The sequence below is a fragment of the Paenibacillus sp. SAF-068 genome (assembly GCF_051967555.1).
Lineage (GTDB): Bacteria > Bacillota > Bacilli > Paenibacillales > Paenibacillaceae > Paenibacillus.
Genome location: NZ_JBQCJX010000002.1, coordinates 658,400 through 674,641, shown reverse-complemented (window position 1 = coordinate 674,641; position 16,242 = coordinate 658,400). Strand labels below are relative to the sequence as shown.

Annotated in this window: 15 protein-coding genes; 3 read left to right on the top strand and 12 right to left on the bottom strand. The window is 47.7% G+C overall.

The annotated features are described in order from the left end of the window. Positions 1-110: 110 nt before the first annotated feature. Positions 111-1,835, bottom strand: a complete 1,725-nt coding sequence (gene acsA, locus ACTHPG_RS17030; RefSeq protein ID WP_440390699.1) for an acetate--CoA ligase — start codon at positions 1,833-1,835, stop codon at positions 111-113. Between the two features lie 294 nt (positions 1,836-2,129). Here acsA and ACTHPG_RS17025 point away from each other — a divergent pair, with 294 nt between their 5' ends. Next, positions 2,130-2,762 carry a GNAT family N-acetyltransferase gene (locus tag ACTHPG_RS17025; protein ID WP_440390698.1) on the top strand — a complete coding sequence of 211 codons (633 nt, stop codon included), beginning with the start codon at positions 2,130-2,132 and terminating at the stop codon, positions 2,760-2,762. A 121-nt stretch (positions 2,763-2,883) separates the two neighbouring features. Here ACTHPG_RS17025 and ACTHPG_RS17020 read toward each other — a convergent pair whose 3' ends face one another. From ACTHPG_RS17020 to ACTHPG_RS17005, 4 genes are all read right to left on the bottom strand, one after another. Continuing rightward, positions 2,884-3,579 carry a 5'-methylthioadenosine/adenosylhomocysteine nucleosidase gene (locus ACTHPG_RS17020; RefSeq protein ID WP_440390697.1) on the bottom strand — a complete coding sequence of 232 codons (696 nt, stop codon included), beginning with the start codon at positions 3,577-3,579 and terminating at the stop codon, positions 2,884-2,886. Between the two features lie 120 nt (positions 3,580-3,699). Beyond that, complete coding sequence (gene ccpA, locus ACTHPG_RS17015; protein WP_440390696.1) at positions 3,700-4,713, bottom strand: catabolite control protein A; 1,014 nt, start codon at positions 4,711-4,713, stop codon at positions 3,700-3,702. 92 nt (positions 4,714-4,805) lie between these two features. Then, on the bottom strand, positions 4,806-5,153 hold the full coding sequence (gene ytxJ / locus ACTHPG_RS17010; protein ID WP_440390695.1) for a bacillithiol system redox-active protein YtxJ: 348 nt from the start codon (positions 5,151-5,153) through the stop codon (positions 4,806-4,808). A gap of 122 nt (positions 5,154-5,275) precedes the next feature. Continuing rightward, entirely contained in the window at positions 5,276-5,689 is a 414-nt protein-coding gene (locus ACTHPG_RS17005; RefSeq protein ID WP_440390694.1) for a hypothetical protein, read from the bottom strand. A gap of 276 nt (positions 5,690-5,965) precedes the next feature. Here ACTHPG_RS17005 and ACTHPG_RS17000 point away from each other — a divergent pair, with 276 nt between their 5' ends. Further along, positions 5,966-6,490, top strand: coding sequence for a type 1 glutamine amidotransferase domain-containing protein (locus tag ACTHPG_RS17000; protein WP_440390693.1), 525 nt, complete (start codon positions 5,966-5,968; stop codon positions 6,488-6,490). 121 nt (positions 6,491-6,611) lie between these two features. Here ACTHPG_RS17000 and ptsP read toward each other — a convergent pair whose 3' ends face one another. From ptsP to aroA, 4 genes are all read right to left on the bottom strand, one after another. Further along, complete coding sequence (gene ptsP, locus ACTHPG_RS16995; RefSeq protein ID WP_440390692.1) at positions 6,612-8,372, bottom strand: phosphoenolpyruvate--protein phosphotransferase; 1,761 nt, start codon at positions 8,370-8,372, stop codon at positions 6,612-6,614. Then, a complete protein-coding gene (locus ACTHPG_RS16990; protein WP_440390691.1) occupies positions 8,369-10,249 on the bottom strand; it encodes a glucose PTS transporter subunit IIA in 1,881 nt (626 codons plus the stop codon). The genes ptsP and ACTHPG_RS16990 overlap by 4 nt, the downstream gene beginning before the upstream one ends. Before the next feature lie 198 nt (positions 10,250-10,447). Beyond that, on the bottom strand, positions 10,448-10,882 hold the full coding sequence (locus tag ACTHPG_RS16985) for a CoA-binding protein (RefSeq protein WP_124116073.1): 435 nt from the start codon (positions 10,880-10,882) through the stop codon (positions 10,448-10,450). Between the two features lie 59 nt (positions 10,883-10,941). Then, positions 10,942-12,237, bottom strand: coding sequence for a 3-phosphoshikimate 1-carboxyvinyltransferase (gene aroA, locus ACTHPG_RS16980; RefSeq protein WP_440390690.1), 1,296 nt, complete (start codon positions 12,235-12,237; stop codon positions 10,942-10,944). A 105-nt stretch (positions 12,238-12,342) separates the two neighbouring features. Here aroA and ACTHPG_RS16975 point away from each other — a divergent pair, with 105 nt between their 5' ends. After that, entirely contained in the window at positions 12,343-12,648 is a 306-nt protein-coding gene (locus tag ACTHPG_RS16975; protein ID WP_017687407.1) for a rhodanese-like domain-containing protein, read from the top strand. Positions 12,649-12,793: 145 nt separating this feature from the next. On the opposite strand, the gene ACTHPG_RS16970 is transcribed toward ACTHPG_RS16975, so the two are convergent. The 3 genes from ACTHPG_RS16970 to ACTHPG_RS16960 form a co-directional block, all read right to left on the bottom strand. Further along, positions 12,794-13,303: a shikimate kinase gene (locus ACTHPG_RS16970; RefSeq protein ID WP_440390689.1), complete on the bottom strand. Its 510-nt coding sequence runs from the start codon at positions 13,301-13,303 to the stop codon at positions 12,794-12,796. A gap of 203 nt (positions 13,304-13,506) precedes the next feature. Continuing rightward, the gene (gndA, locus tag ACTHPG_RS16965; protein WP_440390688.1) at positions 13,507-14,916 is read right to left on the bottom strand and encodes an NADP-dependent phosphogluconate dehydrogenase; all 1,410 of its coding nucleotides are present in this window, start codon (positions 14,914-14,916) and stop codon (positions 13,507-13,509) included. A gap of 508 nt (positions 14,917-15,424) precedes the next feature. After that, positions 15,425-16,024 carry a hypothetical protein gene (locus ACTHPG_RS16960; protein ID WP_278298978.1) on the bottom strand — a complete coding sequence of 200 codons (600 nt, stop codon included), beginning with the start codon at positions 16,022-16,024 and terminating at the stop codon, positions 15,425-15,427. Between the last annotated feature and the right edge of the window lie 218 nt (positions 16,025-16,242).

The following is a 16,242-nucleotide window of genomic DNA, read 5'->3' as shown; positions in this document are numbered from 1 at the left end:
AGTCACCATATTTGGATTTGTAGAGTATTAACCTCTTCCACGTCACTTATTGGTATCGGCATCCACACCGACACATTTGATAATCCTAGCGAGATCCTAGCACTGCCACGTTAGTCCTCAATGGTGGATAGATCTCCTGCTGGCAGGTCAAGCTCCCAGGCTTTCAGTACACGCCGCATGATCTTGCCGGAACGTGTCTTGGGCAGTTTATCCTTAAACTCAATTTCACGTGGAGCAGCGTGGGCAGACAAGCCCTCTTTGACAAAACGATAGATCTCTTCTTTCAGCTCCGGTGTCGCCTCATATCCTTCACGAAGCGCCACAAAGGCCTTGATGATCTCCCCACGTGTCACATCCGGCTTACCAATTACACCCGCCTCCGCTACCGCAGGATGCTCCACGAGCTTGCTCTCCACTTCAAAGGGTCCGATACGCTCGCCTGACGAATTAATCACATCATCAATCCGCCCCTGGAACCAGAAATATCCTTCTTCATCCATATAAGCGGAGTCACCGGATACATACCAGCCTGTAAGTCTGAAATACTCCTCGTATTTCACAGGGTTATTCCAGATCTTCGCCATCATGGATGGCCAAGGTGCACGTATCGCCAGATTCCCCATACTGTACGGCGGCAATTCCTGCCCGCGATCATCAATGATGGCTGCTTCGATGCCAGGCAACGGACGTCCCATGGAGCCAGGCTTGATCGGCATTCCAGGGTAATTACAGATCAGTTGTGCGCCTGTCTCCGTCATCCACCAGGTATCATGAATTCGTTGGCCATAGGCTTTCCAACCCCAACGAACAACCTCCGGATTGAGCGGTTCACCGACAGACATGACATGACGCAGACTGCTCAGATCAAACTGGGCAATGGTCTCTTCTCCTGCTCCCATCAGCATACGGAAGGCCGTTGGTGCACTGTACCAGACCGTGACTTTATTCTTCTGGATGGTGCTGTACCAATCTTGAGGACTGAAACGACCACCTCGTATCACATTGGTCACTCCGTTGAGCCATGGAGCAAAGATGCCGTAAGAAGTCCCTGTAACCCAACCAGGGTCAGCAGTGCACCAGTACACATCATCCTCACGTAAATCCAAAACAACTTTACCTGTATAGTAGTGCTGAATCATGGCATTTTGAACATGGTACACGCCTTTCGGTTTCCCCGTAGAGCCTGAGGTATAATGAATAAGCAAACCATCCTCACGATTTAACCACTCGACTTCCATCTCATCCGAAGCGGCAGACATCTCTGCATCAAAATCGATGAGTCCTTCTTCAGTCTGAGCGCCCCCACCCACAATAAATATATGTTTGAGTTCAGGCAACTCGGAACGCTTGATGCGTTTCAGTAATTCCGGCGTTGTCACGAGCGCTACTGCTCCACTATCCTCCAGCCGATCCTTCACTGCCGTTTCCATAAAAGCTTCAAACAATGGGCCCGCGATGGCTCCAGCTTTCAATATGCCCAGAAGACTAAAATACAGTTCAGGGCTCCGTGGCATAAAAATAAACACCCGTTCCCCTTTGGAGATGCCATATTTGCGGAGAACGTTCCCGAACCGACTCGACTGTTCACTCAGATCAGCAAAAGTATAGGCCTCTTCGCGTGAAGCATCGCTATACAATAAAGCGGTTTTTCCGCCCCTTCCTTCCAGTACATGACGATCAATTGCTTCATGCGCCATGTTTACTTTTCCGCTGGCGTGCCACGTAAAGTGCCTTTCCACCGATTCCCAATCGAACCGGCTTCTCGCCTCCGTGTAATCGCCCAGATTAGATTCAGACACAACCGTTTGCAGCATCTCACCATGTGCTTGACTCATGCTTGCCAGCCTCCTTCAACTCGACATTTCGATTCCCGTCAGGGGTCATTTCTCATTGCCTTTGTGTTGACTGAACTTCCAGTTAGCGCTTACATTAGTAGAGAGAACTTCTCATCATGTACTGCTCGGCCAAACAGATGTTATCCATACTTTATTGAATTGTGAACATTTTTTGTCTACGCAATTATAGCAAATCTTTTCAATTGTCGTCTATGGCTTTTCAATTTTTTGGATTTTTGCTATATCTTCCTTTTTGAACAACCTCTATACGTAGGAGAGAGAGGAGCAAGAACCATGGAACATATCAAAGAACATCATATGCGTTCCATCTTCAAGTCCGGCCACCGGATTACTGTTGAAGGCCCTGTGCAGGCCGAGGTGATAAGCCGTCTTGCCTTCCATTCGGATCTGGATGCCTTTCGGCGCCCAACGGAGCAGCAGGAAGCTCTGGCCGAGATTGCAGCATTGCCAGAAGGTCGAATTATCATTGCACACGAAAATGAAACGATTATTGGCTATGTAACCTTCCACTACGCGGATGATTGTGAACGCTGGTCGGAGGGCAACATGACTGATCTGATCGAGCTTGGGGCAATCGAAGTTGCGGACGACTATCGTTCGCTTGGCATTGGACGTGAGATGTTGCTTACGGCTCTGGAAGATCAATACATGGAGAACTACATTATTTTCACCACAGAATATTATTGGCATTGGGATCTGAAGGGCAGCGGATTGAACGTATGGGATTATCGAAAAATGATGGAGAGGCTGATGCAAACGATCGACATGACCTGGTATGCAACAGATGACCCTGAGATCTGTTCACATCCTGCGAACTGTTTGATGGTACGTATCGGAAATCAGGTGCCCATCACATCGGAAGAACAATTTGATCGTGTACGCTTCCGCCATCGGTTCATGTACTAATTCGATGATCTGTTCGAAAAACAATATACATAACAAAAACCGCCTCTCGCAGCTTGATCCATACCTCATGGAACAGCTAATCGAAAGGCGGTTTTTCATCGATTTTGGATGGGTATTTCCATTACATATGTTCTAACATATGCTCCACAATGCGATGTGAACGCTGCGAAGATTCCACGGTGAATTCAGCAAAGTTAACATGCGCCGAACCATCCGCTTTATCTGACATCCCACGCAGGACCACAAAGGGTACACGGTTCATGTAACAGACCTGAGCAACTGCAGCTCCTTCCATCTCCGCACATGCCCCGTCCATTTCGGTATATAACATGTTAACCGTATCTTTATTCGCAATAAACTGGTCTCCAGACAACACCTTACCGATCAGGTAATTGGCTCCCATCGCTTTACACGCTTCTTCAGCCAGTGTAATAAGCGAAGCCTCCGCAGGGAACGCAGATGTCTCCTGGTAAGGAATAACCCCGCGTTCGAATCCCAGTGGCGTTACATCCATGTCATGCTGAACACATACAGACGATATAACCATATCTCCAATGTTCAGCTCCGGGTTAACTGCACCGGCAACACCTGTGAAGATAATGCGATTAACCTGAAAACGATCAATCAAGATTTGCGTCGTAACCGCTGCATTCACTTTACCTACGCCGGATTTGCACACGACAATTTGCTTGCCCAGCCACTCGCCCGCAACGTATGTAATCCCGGTTTGTTTGACCGTCTCAAGCTGCTTCATACCTGCCAGTAAAAGCTCAACTTCCTCATCCATTGCTCCGATAATCCCAATCGTTTCACGCATCTTCGGATACCTCCTGTTTTCACTTTTAACCTCATTCAGCACAAAAGCTCCGTCTCCGGAGCTTTCGCATATCCACTATGTAGAGAGAATGGCTTCTCCCTTACTTGTATATAATCCCGATTACACTACATCTGAGTGACTTACAGACAGACGGAGAATCGTTTCATGCGGCAAAATAACCCGTGGGTTCTCTACATTTTCTTTCTTCATCAACTTGGTCAGCAAACGCATCGCAACTGCGCCAAGATCGTACATTGGCTGTGCCACTGTCGTCAACTGAGGACGTACCATGGAAGCCATACGGATGTTATCCACACTAATAATGGAGAAGTCATCCGGTACTTTCAGACCGTCATCCTGAATGCTGTGAATAGCGCCAATCGCCATTTCATCTGTTGCAGCAAAGATAGCTGATGGTTTTTTCTTGAGTCCAAGGAAATATTTCATTGCTTCCACACCGGATTCATACCGATAGTTACCGATTCGAACAAGATCCTCCTGGTATTCAATCCCCGCTGCTTCCAGTGCTTTCTTGTAACCTTGGAAACGGGCATATCCATTCGCAGGATCTTGCAGTGTACCACTGATCATCGCAATTTCCTTGTGTCCATGACGAATCAGGGTGTTAACCGCGTCAAACGCAGCTGCTTCATGGTCAATATCCACCGAAGGGAATGTTCCCTTCTCATCACTCGTTGCACAAAGTACGATCGGCACAGCTGCAGACTGGAACGCCTGAATGTGTTCGTCGGTTACTGTTCCACCCATGAAGAGCAGTCCATCTACTTGTTTTTCGAGCAATGTGTTAATAACACGAATTTCTTTTTCTTTCTTCTTATCTGCATTACACAAGATAATGTTGTAGTGATACATATTCGCAATATCTTCAATTCCGCGGGCAATCTCCGCGAAGGTTGAGTTCGAAATATCCGGAATAACGACCCCGACCGTGGTTGTCTTCTTGCTTGCCAGACCTCTGGCTACCGCATTCGGACGATATCCCAACCGCTCGATGGCCTCATATACTTTTTTCCGCGTTTGCGGTTTGACATTAGGGTTATTATTAACTACCCGTGATACCGTTGCCATAGACACTCCAGCTTCACGTGCCACATCATAAATGGTTACCGTCACAGTACTTCTCTCCATTACCAGTAAATTTTCATACCATTTTCATTAAGATTTATATTACGACAAATTTTTGCATTAATCAATTAAAATAGGCTTTAGGACTCACTCAAAACATTCGTAAGTGTGGTTCTAGTAATATCAGAATGGGAAGTATGCCATACAGGAATTCCCTTTTTAATCAGGATCGCCTGTGGAGATTCGTGCTTAACACCCAGCTTGTCTGCTGCTTCATTGGATACTGGGCGATCTTCCACCACATAGATGATGCCGTATTTCACATTTTCATTGGCATTGTTATGCAAATAATCGTTCATCTCCTGATAAGCGTTGGAGCTGATCGGACAGCGCGTACTGTGCTTAAACAGAAGCAAAGGTTGATCCTCGGTAGCCTCCACTGCGGAGTTTAGCTGTTCAATACTTGTCATTTTAGTCATGTCAGCCATTAGATATACATCCCCCTTTACCAGGAATACCGCTATGTTGAGCGTTTTCACTCTTCGATATCTTAACAAAAAGTGCGCGAAAAAGCCAATTTTCATGAAAACAAGCATTTCACACGTCAAAGTTAGACAGCATTCGAGAAGTACTCCTGCCACACAAATCCGGATAATTGACTTAATCTGCGCTCTGTGGTCTCAATCCACGCAGCATCTCCAGACTTCGTTGCGTAACCCATAATGTCCAGTAACAGATTAATGCGCTCTTCCACCGCTTGCTGCATGCGATATTCCATCTCCCGATCCGTCGCATCCGGCCAGGCCAGCAGTTGCTCATGGAACAGGTCTGCCAGCTCATTGCGCTCACCAAAAGATACATCCTGCTTCACGGGTTGTTCACCCAGTGTGCTTATACATTCTGTTAAATCCGGCTTGACTGGCGGAAGCACTTCGTAGGATACACAATCTGTACACGCAAATACGGGTACGTTTCGAATCTCCACCTTTTTGGCGTAAACCACTGTTCTTAATTCCAACTCCATTACATGTCCACATCTGCACGACTTGCGCACAACCATCACCTCATTCGTTCTATACTCTATATACGTACCATTCGACCTATTTCGGCTCAAATCCTGCTGCAAATAAAAGGTTGCACAAATTACCACTCCCTCCAGATCAAGGTTGTCGAATGCAGGCAGTCACTGACTTGTAATCGCTTCCTCCAAAGTGAACATGCACTTCCATGAACTCCCACGGAGAATCTGTTACAATGAAAGATGCGACATCCCTAATCACCACAAAAAGGAGAGATGGACATGAGATTAACCGGTAAAAAAGTCATCGCTCTGGTCGATGAAGAATTCGAAGATTTAGAATTGTGGTACCCTGTGCATCGGGTTCGTGAAGAAGGTGCAGAAGTGCATCTTGCTGGAGAAAAAAAAGGAAAAACCTATATTGGCAAATATGGTGTGCCTGCTGAAGCCGAATACAGTTTCGATGAACTTGACAGTTCGGATTATGATGGTATTCTCGTGCCAGGCGGCTGGGCGCCGGACAAGCTGCGTCGTTATCCCAAGGTGCTGGAGCTTGTAAAGGAAATGAATGAAGACCGGAAACCGATTGGACAGATCTGTCATGCGGGCTGGGTTCTGATCTCTGCCAAAATTCTGGACGGGGTTACAGTAACCTCTACACCAGGCATTCGTGATGACATGGAGAATGCAGGTGCGATCTGGAAAGATGAAGCGGTTGTTGTTGATGGACATATCATCTCAGCACGCCGTCCGCCTGACCTTCCACCTTACGGCAAAGCATTCTGTGATGCACTCGCTGACAAATAAAAACAACCCCGTTGTGCGCTCATGCACAATGGGGTTGTTTTTATTTAACAAGCTTTCTAAAACATCATTATTACAAATGTAAATATATTAACTTTAAGGCATTTATATCCATTTATCCCAATCATGATGCATTCGAACCACTTTGTTCGTCTGGGCTGCCTGTGGATTCATTAAAAAGCTGTAGACGCTCCTCAATATCTCCACTAGTGCGCAGGGCAAAGCACTTACGCGCTTCTTCTTTGGCATCCGATGCCGTTGTATTCAGCACTCTGTGCTTCACACGTAACAGGGATTGTGGAGACATGCTCAAGTGGCGAATGCCAAGTTCCAGCCAAAGCGGAATGGCACGTTCATCCCCCGCCATCTCCCCGCAGACACTAACATCAATTCCGGCGGTGTGAGCCGCATCCGCTGTGGCACGAAGCATTCGCAGAACAGCTGGATGATATGGATGATACATATGAGCTATCTGCTCATTCATTCGATCTACTGCCAATACATATTGAACCAGATCATTCGTACCAATACTGAAGAAATCCGCTTCCTCAGCCAGAAGGTCAGCAATCATCACCGCTGCAGGAACTTCAATCATAATCCCCACCTGAATGTGAGGGTCGTATGACAGTCCCCGCTCGTCCAGATCGGACATCGCCTCACGAAGAATCTCATTAGCCTGCTGAAGCTCTTCTACCGAGGAGATCATCGGATACATGATTTTGACATTGCCGGCAGCGCTGGCACGCAGAATGGCTGTAAGCTGTGTTTTGAACAGATCCTTGCGGTCCAGACTAATCCGAATGGCACGATAACCCAGGAACGGATTGTCTTCCTCTGGCAATTCAAAATAATCAAGTTGCTTGTCACCACCGATATCCAGTGTACGAATAACAACGGATTGTCCTGCTGTTTTCTCTGCCACTAGACGGTACACCTCATACTGTTCTTGCTCACCAGGGAACGTAGCACGGTCCATATACAAGAACTCTGTACGGAACAAGCCCACCCCTTTGGCTCCTTGTTTCAAAGCAAGGTCCAATTCCTTCACCGAACTGATATTGGATGCCAAGTGCAAAACAGCCCCATCTTTGGTTACGGCATCCACGGTAGCAAGTACTTGAAGTTGTTCCTTTTTCTTCAGTTGTTTGCTGCGAAGCATGGTGTATCGTTCAATCGTCTTGCGATCCGGGTCCGTAAATACCAAGCCATTGTCACCATCCACAACAAGCATATCACCTGTCTCTACCGGCATGCCAAGACTCGCTTCCAGACCGGAAACGAGAGGAATGCCAAGAGCACGAGCCATAATCGCAGAATGTGATGTTTTCCCGCCAATCAAGGTTACAATGCCTAACACATGGGTGGGATTCAAATGCGCCAGTTGAGATGGCGACAATTCTTTGGCAACGAGTACATACGGCTGGGTATCCGAAGGAAGTGTAATCTCCGGTGCACCAAGCAAATGCTTGAGCAGACGGTTACCCACATCCTTGATGTCAATGGCACGCTCCTTCATATACTCGTCTTCCAGTAAGTCAAACATCGTGACAAAGTGATCAATGGCTTCTTTGACCGCCACTTCTGCCGCCTTATATTGGCGCTCGATAATGCCACGAATTTCGTTCATGAATACCGGATCTTCGAGAATTGCCAGATGCGCATCAAAGATACTGGATTCCTCCGGACCAACAACTTCCTTGAACTCATTTTTGATATATTCGATCTCATCCTTTGATGTCCGTATGCCCTCATACAACCGTTCGAACTCTTGGGCGAGATCCACCGAATCCATCTTTTGATCCGGCAGATCCCATTCCCAACTGGGCAGGACAAATGCTTTGCCGATGGCTATGCCTGCAGCTCCGTTGATGCCTTGTATCTTCATTCTACCCCTCCAACGTTCCTGTCATAGAGCACCACGGACATAACGGATGCCTGACCTTTCTTCACTTGCTTAAATGGAGCAAAACTCCATGATTTTACGCGATCCGGATTCGTAATGACCATTGGTGTTGTCAGTGACGCTGCTTGCTCGCGAAGTACTGCCAGATCGAACTTGATCAACAACTGCCCTGGCTCCACCGTATCGCCCTCCTGAACAAAAGCTTCAAAATGGCCTTTCAACTGAGAGGTATCGATACCAATATGCAACAATACCTCAAGCCCTTCTCGGGTGGAAATACCCAGGGCATGCATGGTCGGGTACAAGTGCATAATCGTTCCGTACACGGGCGAGACCAGCTCTCCCTTTTCCGGAACAAAAGCTACGCCATCCCCAACCAGTTTGGCTGCAAAGATCTGATCCGGCACCTCTTCAATCGGTAGCATTTTACCCTGAACGGGAGCACAGAACAGAACTTGTTGCAGATCTCTTTCCAGCAGCTTCGCGATTTCTTCCCGAATCAATTCCGAGTAGGTCCCGAATACCACCTGTACGTTACCGCCACCCAGCTTGATTAGTCCAGCGGACCCCATACTCTTCATTGCACCCGTGTCGATCAGGCGGTCATCATGCACAGTCAGGCGAAGACGTGTAATGCATGCTTCAACCTGTACAATGTTACTCTTCCCACCCAATGCTTCGAGGATTAAAGGCGCCTGATAAGGAATGTTGCCCACCCAATCTTCCAGCATGGAGCCCTCTTCGCGTCCTGGTGTTGGAATCTTGAACGTACGAATCGCCCAGCGGAACAGGAAGTAGTAAACCAGCCCATATAGTATGCCAATCGGAATGAGCTTCCAAGCATTCTCCGATAGATGGAAATTGAGTATGTAATCAATAATACCAGCGGAGTAAGAGAACCCATGCCGGATATCAAGCCAGTAACTAATCCACATGGCAACGCCGGACATGACTGCATGCACGATGAACAGATACGGTGCCGCGAACAAAAAAGCAAACTCAATCTGTTCCGATACGCCGGTTAGAAAACATACGAGCGCCGATGTCAGAAAAGTTTTCTTGATTTTCGGTTTCAAATCTTCCCTGGCTTCCTGAATAATCGCAAAGGCTATTGCGGGAATGGCAAACATCATGATGGGAAACAAACCCGCCATAAAGAATCCTGCGGTTGGATCACCTGCAAAAAATCGGGGCAAATCCCCTTGTACAATGTTACCATCAGGCGTTTCGAACGTTCCTAACTGGAACCAAAACACATTGTTCAGCAGATGATGAAGTCCGAAAGCGACCAGTACCCTGTATAACACTCCGTAGATGAACAAGCCAAATCCCCCGAGACTGTATTCCCAAGTGGCAATGGCATTCAATCCATGCTGTAAAATCGGAGCGATCCATAACATAAAACAGGAAAACAATGCCGAACAGAGTCCGACGATGAGCAAAACAAACCTTGAACCTCCGAAAAATTGTAAAATTTCGGGCAGTTTAATGCTTTTAAACCGATTATGCATCCCACCGGCAAGCGCGCCGAGTATGATTCCGATTAAGGAAGCGGGCTGAACGGTGCCGTCACCGAAGTTCCGAGTCACCTGATCATATATCACGATACCAGCCAGAGCAGCAAGTCCCGCTTGTCCGGCCTGGTTGGAGAGTCCCAGTGCTACACCGACAGCGAACAAATACGGTAAGAAATAAAAAATACCGTGTCCGGCCACGGTAGACACTTCACCGACAATATCCAATCCCCAGGCGTCCCAAGGCAGACTGCCAACACTGAGCAAAATTGCGGCGGCGGGCAGGACCATTGTAGGCAGCATTACCGCTCGTCCGAGCTGCTGCAAGGATCCGAGCCAATTCATGGCGACCTCTCCTTTCTATCCTAGATGGTAAGCTTTACGCAACGTTTTGTCAAAGTAAAAACAGTAACCAATTGGTAATTAATAAAGGCAAAAATAGAACAGAAAAAATCCCGTCAACTTCAAGTTAACGGGATTCAACCTATGTTCATTCAATTGGGTCAGATCAGGAGATCATCCGATCACAGATGAACGAGCCTCTCAGCCGCGTCCAGCACCGCGCAGAACGATGGAATCCTCTACCTTGATACAACGATTCGTTACCGCTGTCATGCCGTTCTCTGCCGCAATCTGAACCGCTTCATCACTATGGATGCCAAGCTGAAGCCACAGGACATTTGCTTTGATGGCAGCGGCGTCACGTGCTACATCCGCGCAGAACTCATCGCGACGAAACACATTGACAATGTCTACCGGCTCTGGAATATCCGCGAGGGTGGCATATACCGTCTCGCCAAGGATTTCACCTTGCACTTGTGGATTAACCGGGATGATGCGATAACCTCTGCTCTGCATGGCTTCTGCCACCATATAAGAAGTGCGATCCGATTTGTCTGATAAACCGACGACTGCGATGTTGCCTGCCTTGCGCAAAATTTGTCCAATTTCTTCACGAGTAGGGTTGTTAAATTCCATGTTCAAGCACCATCCTTCTCTGATTAAAGTGCGTGTTCAAAAGACTGATTCTCAGTTATTTACTCTTTTACCCATTGAACGGAGGCGCCAAGCGCCTGCAAATGATCGAAATATTGCGGATAAGACTTGGCTACATGGTGTGCATCCCGAATACGAAGCGGTTCCTTGGAACGCAGACCAACGACTGTAAGCGCCATAATAACGCGATGATCGAAGTGAGCGTTAATCTCAACACCGCCTTCAACACCTTCCGGACGTCCGTGTACGATAATCTCAGCTTGACGTTCTTCAACGTTCGCTCCTGCCTTCCGCAGTTCGTTCAAGTAATCGGTGATTCGGTCACATTCCTTGTAACGCAGGTTCTCTACATTATAGAACCGTGACGTGCCTTCCGCAAACACAGCTGCGGCTACCATAGCCAAAACGGCGTCCGTCGCGGCATCCCCGTCGAATTCGATCGCTTTCAGTCTTCCATTACCTTGAACGTGTACAACGTCGTTCTCATGTGTCAATGGCACTTCCATCATGCGCAGCACGTCAACGATGGCACGTTCACCCTGCTTGCTCTGTTCCATCAGGCGCAGAATTTTCACATCAGACTGTGTAACCGCTGCTGCTGCAAGAACCGCTGCTGATCCAGGATAATCCCCTTGTACCGTATAAGTCGTTGGCTGGTATGCCTGTCCACCTGGTACACGGAAGGACATGTAATCATCGCTTGCATGGATAACGATGCCGGCCTGCTCCAACACTTCCAGCGTCTGTCCGATAACGACCTTGGACTTCAGGTCATTCAGCACTTCAATGGTGCTGTCTTCTGCCAGCAAAGGCGTAACAAACAGCAATGCGCTCAGATATTGGGAGCTGACGGAGCCGGATACACGAATGTGTCCACCCTTGGCATTGCCACCTTTGATGGTAATCGGCAAGCGTCCTTGTTCGTGCTGTACTTCTACACCCAACTGGCCAAGCGCATCGATCAGGTCATCATGCGGACGTTTACCCAGCGAATCCGGGTATGTATTCACAAATGTAACGTCCGGGCAGAGCGCTGTAACTCCCATGAGGAAACGAAGTACAGCACCCGCATTCCCTACATTCAATTCACGCACATCACGGGGATGACTGCCGAAGCCCTGGATCACAATCTTGCTGTCATCTTCTTCAAGTACTGCCCCAAGATCACGGATACATCTGCGCATGGCGTCACTATCTTCACTGTGTGCCGGGAAATGAATGGTACTGGTACCTTCTGCCAGCGCAGCAGCCAACAGATAGCGGGTAGTGTAGTTTTTGGAGGACAGAGCCCCGATTTCCCCGTTCAGAGTAGGGGTTGGTTTAACAATAACGTCCATGGATGAAATTCTCCTTCATTGATTATATTGTGGCCAAATTGACATTCTGTGCATCGCTTGGGTATCATTATAGCGTTAAGTCCATACAGAAAAGAGGACCTGAATATGACACAAATAGCTGAAATTGAAACGTCTGAGCTGCGCCGCCGTTTACAGGCGGGAGAGAAGCTGCAGATGATAGACGTCCGCGAGGACGATGAAGTCGCGCAAGGCATGATCGAAGGGGCCAAGCATATCCCGCTTGGACAGATTCCGGACCGACTGTCTGAGATTGAGAAGTCAGGCGAGATCGTGATCATCTGTCGTAGCGGTTACCGCAGTGAGCGTGCCTGCGAATACCTGCAGCAACTGGGATATGAAGGCTGTACCAACATGGTCGGCGGTATGCTTCAGTGGCAACAGGAAGACTAGAGAAACCTGGAGTGGAACAAAGTCAATTGTAACCTTTCACCTCTAAACTACTCTAATCCTAGAAACGGGCCAATATGGCCCGTTTTGTTATATCTGCAACACTTATCACCCACCTATCAACCATCAAACTTCGATGATAACAAGCTTAGACGCGGTAATGCGCTAAAATTAAACGAGTCACTTCAGCAGCGGATAACTTAGTTGTATCCACCGTATAATGCGCGAACCGATATGCATCTTTCCGTTCTTCCATAATTGCCTGAATGCGTTCCTCTGCATTGCCTGCGAGGAGTGGACGATTGTCACAACCACTAACACGCTCTACAATCACTGCCGGATCAGCAGTCAAGGCAACAACCCAACCATTTTTCAACATCACGTCACAATTATCCGAACGCAGTACCACGCCACCTCCGGTCGCTATGACCTGTGACTTCTTCTCCAGCATCGAGCATAACATGCGGCTCTCGGCATCACGGAAATATGTCTCTCCCTTGCCAGTGAACAGTTCCGGAATCGTACAGCCTTCCTCTTTTTCCACCGCGGCGTCTACATCAATCAATCGATAACCAAGCTCGCGTGCAAGCATGTCAGCGACGGTTGATTTGCCGGTTCCCATCATACCAATGAGAATAATATTGTTAGACTTGCTCAAGGTGTACACTCCTTTAATTCAAGCAATTCGTGAGCACTTTTGTCCTATCATAACACAGCCCTGCGGACGGGGAAAGACCAAAAAGAGGCCTGACGTTAACCGGCAATCACCGGAACGCCAAACCTCTTCTGAGCCTCTCAAGCGGCCAAATCTGCGACTCTAAGGCGCTCTATCCTAAATCTCATCGATTCGTATAGGTGGGACTACTCCATCCAGTTGTGGTGGAAGCTGCCTTCTTTGTCCACACGTTTGAATGTGTGAGCACCGAAGTAGTCACGTTGAGCTTGCAGCAAGTTGGCTGGCAGACGCTCTGTACGGTAGCTGTCGTAGTAAGAAAGAGCGCTGGAGAAGCCAGGTACCGGAACACCTTGTTTTACAGCAGCCGCTACAACTTCACGCCATGCCCCTTGATAAGACTCAACGATGTTTTGGAAGTAAGGATCCAAGAGCAAGTTTTTCAGAGCTGCGTCTTTATCATAAGCTTCCTTGATGTTTTGCAGGAACTGCGAACGGATGATGCAACCGCCACGGAAGATCATGGCAATGTTGCCGTATTTCAGATCCCAGCCATACTCGTCGGAAGCTGCACGCATTTGTGCAAATCCTTGAGCGTAGGATACGATTTTACTTGCGAAGAGGGCTTTACGCACGCTCTCGATGAACGCTTTTTTGTCCCCAGAGAATGCTTCAGTTGCTGGTCCATTCAGGATTTTGCTTGCTGCTACACGCTCATCCTTCATTGCAGACAGGAAACGGGAGAATACGGATTCTGTGATCATGGACAATGGTACACCGAGATCCAGCGCGCTTTGGCTTGTCCATTTGCCTGTTCCTTTTTGTCCAGCAGCATCCAGGATAACGTCAACCATTGGTTTGCCCGTTTCTGGATCGTATTTGGAGAAGATATCTGCCGTGATTTCGATCAGGTAGCTGTCCAGCTCCCCTTGATTCCATTCCGTAAAGATTGCATGAAGCTCTTCAACAGAAACGTTTAATACGGATTTGAGCAAGTGGTACGCTTCACCAATCAACTGCATGTCTCCGTACTCGATACCGTTATGCACCATTTTTACATAGTGTCCGGCACCGTCTGGTCCAATATATGTACAACATGGATCGTCACCGACTTTGGCCGAGATCGCCGTCAGAATCGGTTCAACCAGTTTATAAGCACTTTCCTGTCCACCTGGCATGATGGAAGGGCCTTTCAGTGCGCCTTCTTCACCACCGGATACACCTGTACCGATGAAACGAATGCCTTTGTCTTCCAACTCTTTGCTGCGACGTTGCGTGTCAGGGAAGTATGCGTTCCCTCCATCGATAATGATGTCGCCCTCATCCAGGTGAGGAAGCAGTTGTTCAATGGTAGCGTCGGTCGCTTTGCCGGCTTGTACCATGATCAAAATTTTGCGCGGGGATTCCAGGGATGCTACGAACTCTTCAATGGAGAATGAACCTGTCAGGTTTTTACCTTCAGCTTCTTTCAGAAGATCATGGGTTTTCTCTGGGGAACGGTTATATACCGATACTGAGAAACCTTTGCTTTCAATGTTAAGGGCCAAATTTTTGCCCATGACAGCCAGGCCAATTACGCCAATTTGTTGTTTTGTCATCTGGTCCTCCATCCTTTGCTCCAATTAATTTTATTGAAATAAATTCTCAACAATACTCCCATTTTAACGGTTTTATGTATAGAAGTGAACCCCGTGAGACCGTGTCACATTAAGAAAACTCCCCAATCTGCTGAGGTGTTCATTGTATTTTCATAAATACAACCGTGAAGATAATACAACATGACAAGGTAATCAAATATTGTCTTTGTGCAAAACTGCGGGGAGAAAAAGAATCCCTCGAACAGATCCATGTAGGTCATGAAACAGTAGAGCTATTATGGGCGGTACCCATCACTTCTTTTGAAGCTGAGCTGCTGCTCAACCATGGGGTGAACGAATTCGATGTCTGGATTGAGAACTCAGATTACTCTATTCTTGGTCCTTGTCGACCCTAAATGACCAAACGGTTTGACGACGATTGTTCGTACAAATGGTTTGGTTACATCATCACAAAGCCCTGGCATATACCAGGGCTCTTAACTCAGATTATAATCAGAATCTTTACCCATCATCCTTCCAGCATCAACAGATGCCCGGACAACCGTTTCAGTACTTCACGGCAGGCATTGGCTTTATCCACATTATCTACCTGAATGGCCGTATGCAGGCGCTCCAGCTCATCGTCCACTTCCATGCGCAACAACATGAGCCTTTCCTCGCCTTCGCGTGAGAGGAACATTTCTTCCATCTCTTCCGCCGTCGGCGCAGGTTCTTTTTGAAAGATTACACGTTGCTTGAACCCGGAAACCTCCACGAGCCGAATGACTTCACCGAATAAAATGTTCTCCACGGTCATCTGCTGATCCTTAAACCGCTTCACAACCGCATGCCCGCGTGTATCTCCAATCAGCTTCTCCAGCCACTCTGCAAGCTTCGCGTCTTTGATAAGGTAATCGCCTGTCATCTTATAGTTTCCACTGCGTGTCTGTTGAAAACGGAGCTTTACCAGCTTGCGGCCAGTACGGACAGACAGGATGAAAAAGGATTCGTCCTCACTCCAATATAGTGAATACCCCTCACGAATAAGGTCTTTGATCAAATTTTGGATATGCCGACGGTTGAACCGCAGCTCCAGATTGCAATATTCAACTTCATAACTCTTATTCACGGCACTCCCTCCATCTGTACCGGATCAACTCCGGCCCTCGTCTTCAATCGCTTCTACTCAATCGGCTTACCCTATTTTATACTTCATTTTATGTAAGGGTACTTGGTTATTTGACTATTTTTCACCGAAAGGACCGCGGGATTGCAGCTTTCCGCAGACGCACAGGGGCAAGCCCCCGATTTTCGTGGTATAACGGACACCAAAAAAGGAAGTTCCAC

What these genes read in the sequence shown, in the direction of transcription:
- acsA (WP_440390699.1), bottom strand. Translation starts at nt 1,835, where the DNA reads ATGAGTCAAGCACATGGTGAGATGCTGCAAACGGTTGTGTCTGAATCT.
- ACTHPG_RS17025 (WP_440390698.1), top strand. Translation starts at nt 2,130, where the DNA reads ATGGAACATATCAAAGAACATCATATGCGTTCCATCTTCAAGTCCGGC.
- ACTHPG_RS17020 (WP_440390697.1), bottom strand. Translation starts at nt 3,579, where the DNA reads ATGCGTGAAACGATTGGGATTATCGGAGCAATGGATGAGGAAGTTGAG.
- ytxJ (WP_440390695.1), bottom strand. Translation starts at nt 5,153, where the DNA reads ATGGCTGACATGACTAAAATGACAAGTATTGAACAGCTAAACTCCGCA.
- ACTHPG_RS17005 (WP_440390694.1), bottom strand. Translation starts at nt 5,689, where the DNA reads ATGGAGTTGGAATTAAGAACAGTGGTTTACGCCAAAAAGGTGGAGATT.
- ACTHPG_RS17000 (WP_440390693.1), top strand. Translation starts at nt 5,966, where the DNA reads ATGAGATTAACCGGTAAAAAAGTCATCGCTCTGGTCGATGAAGAATTC.
- ptsP (WP_440390692.1), bottom strand. Translation starts at nt 8,372, where the DNA reads ATGAAGATACAAGGCATCAACGGAGCTGCAGGCATAGCCATCGGCAAA.
- ACTHPG_RS16990 (WP_440390691.1), bottom strand. Translation starts at nt 10,249, where the DNA reads ATGAATTGGCTCGGATCCTTGCAGCAGCTCGGACGAGCGGTAATGCTG.
- ACTHPG_RS16985 (WP_124116073.1), bottom strand. Translation starts at nt 10,882, where the DNA reads ATGGAATTTAACAACCCTACTCGTGAAGAAATTGGACAAATTTTGCGC.
- aroA (WP_440390690.1), bottom strand. Translation starts at nt 12,237, where the DNA reads ATGGACGTTATTGTTAAACCAACCCCTACTCTGAACGGGGAAATCGGG.
- ACTHPG_RS16975 (WP_017687407.1), top strand. Translation starts at nt 12,343, where the DNA reads ATGACACAAATAGCTGAAATTGAAACGTCTGAGCTGCGCCGCCGTTTA.
- gndA (WP_440390688.1), bottom strand. Translation starts at nt 14,916, where the DNA reads ATGACAAAACAACAAATTGGCGTAATTGGCCTGGCTGTCATGGGCAAA.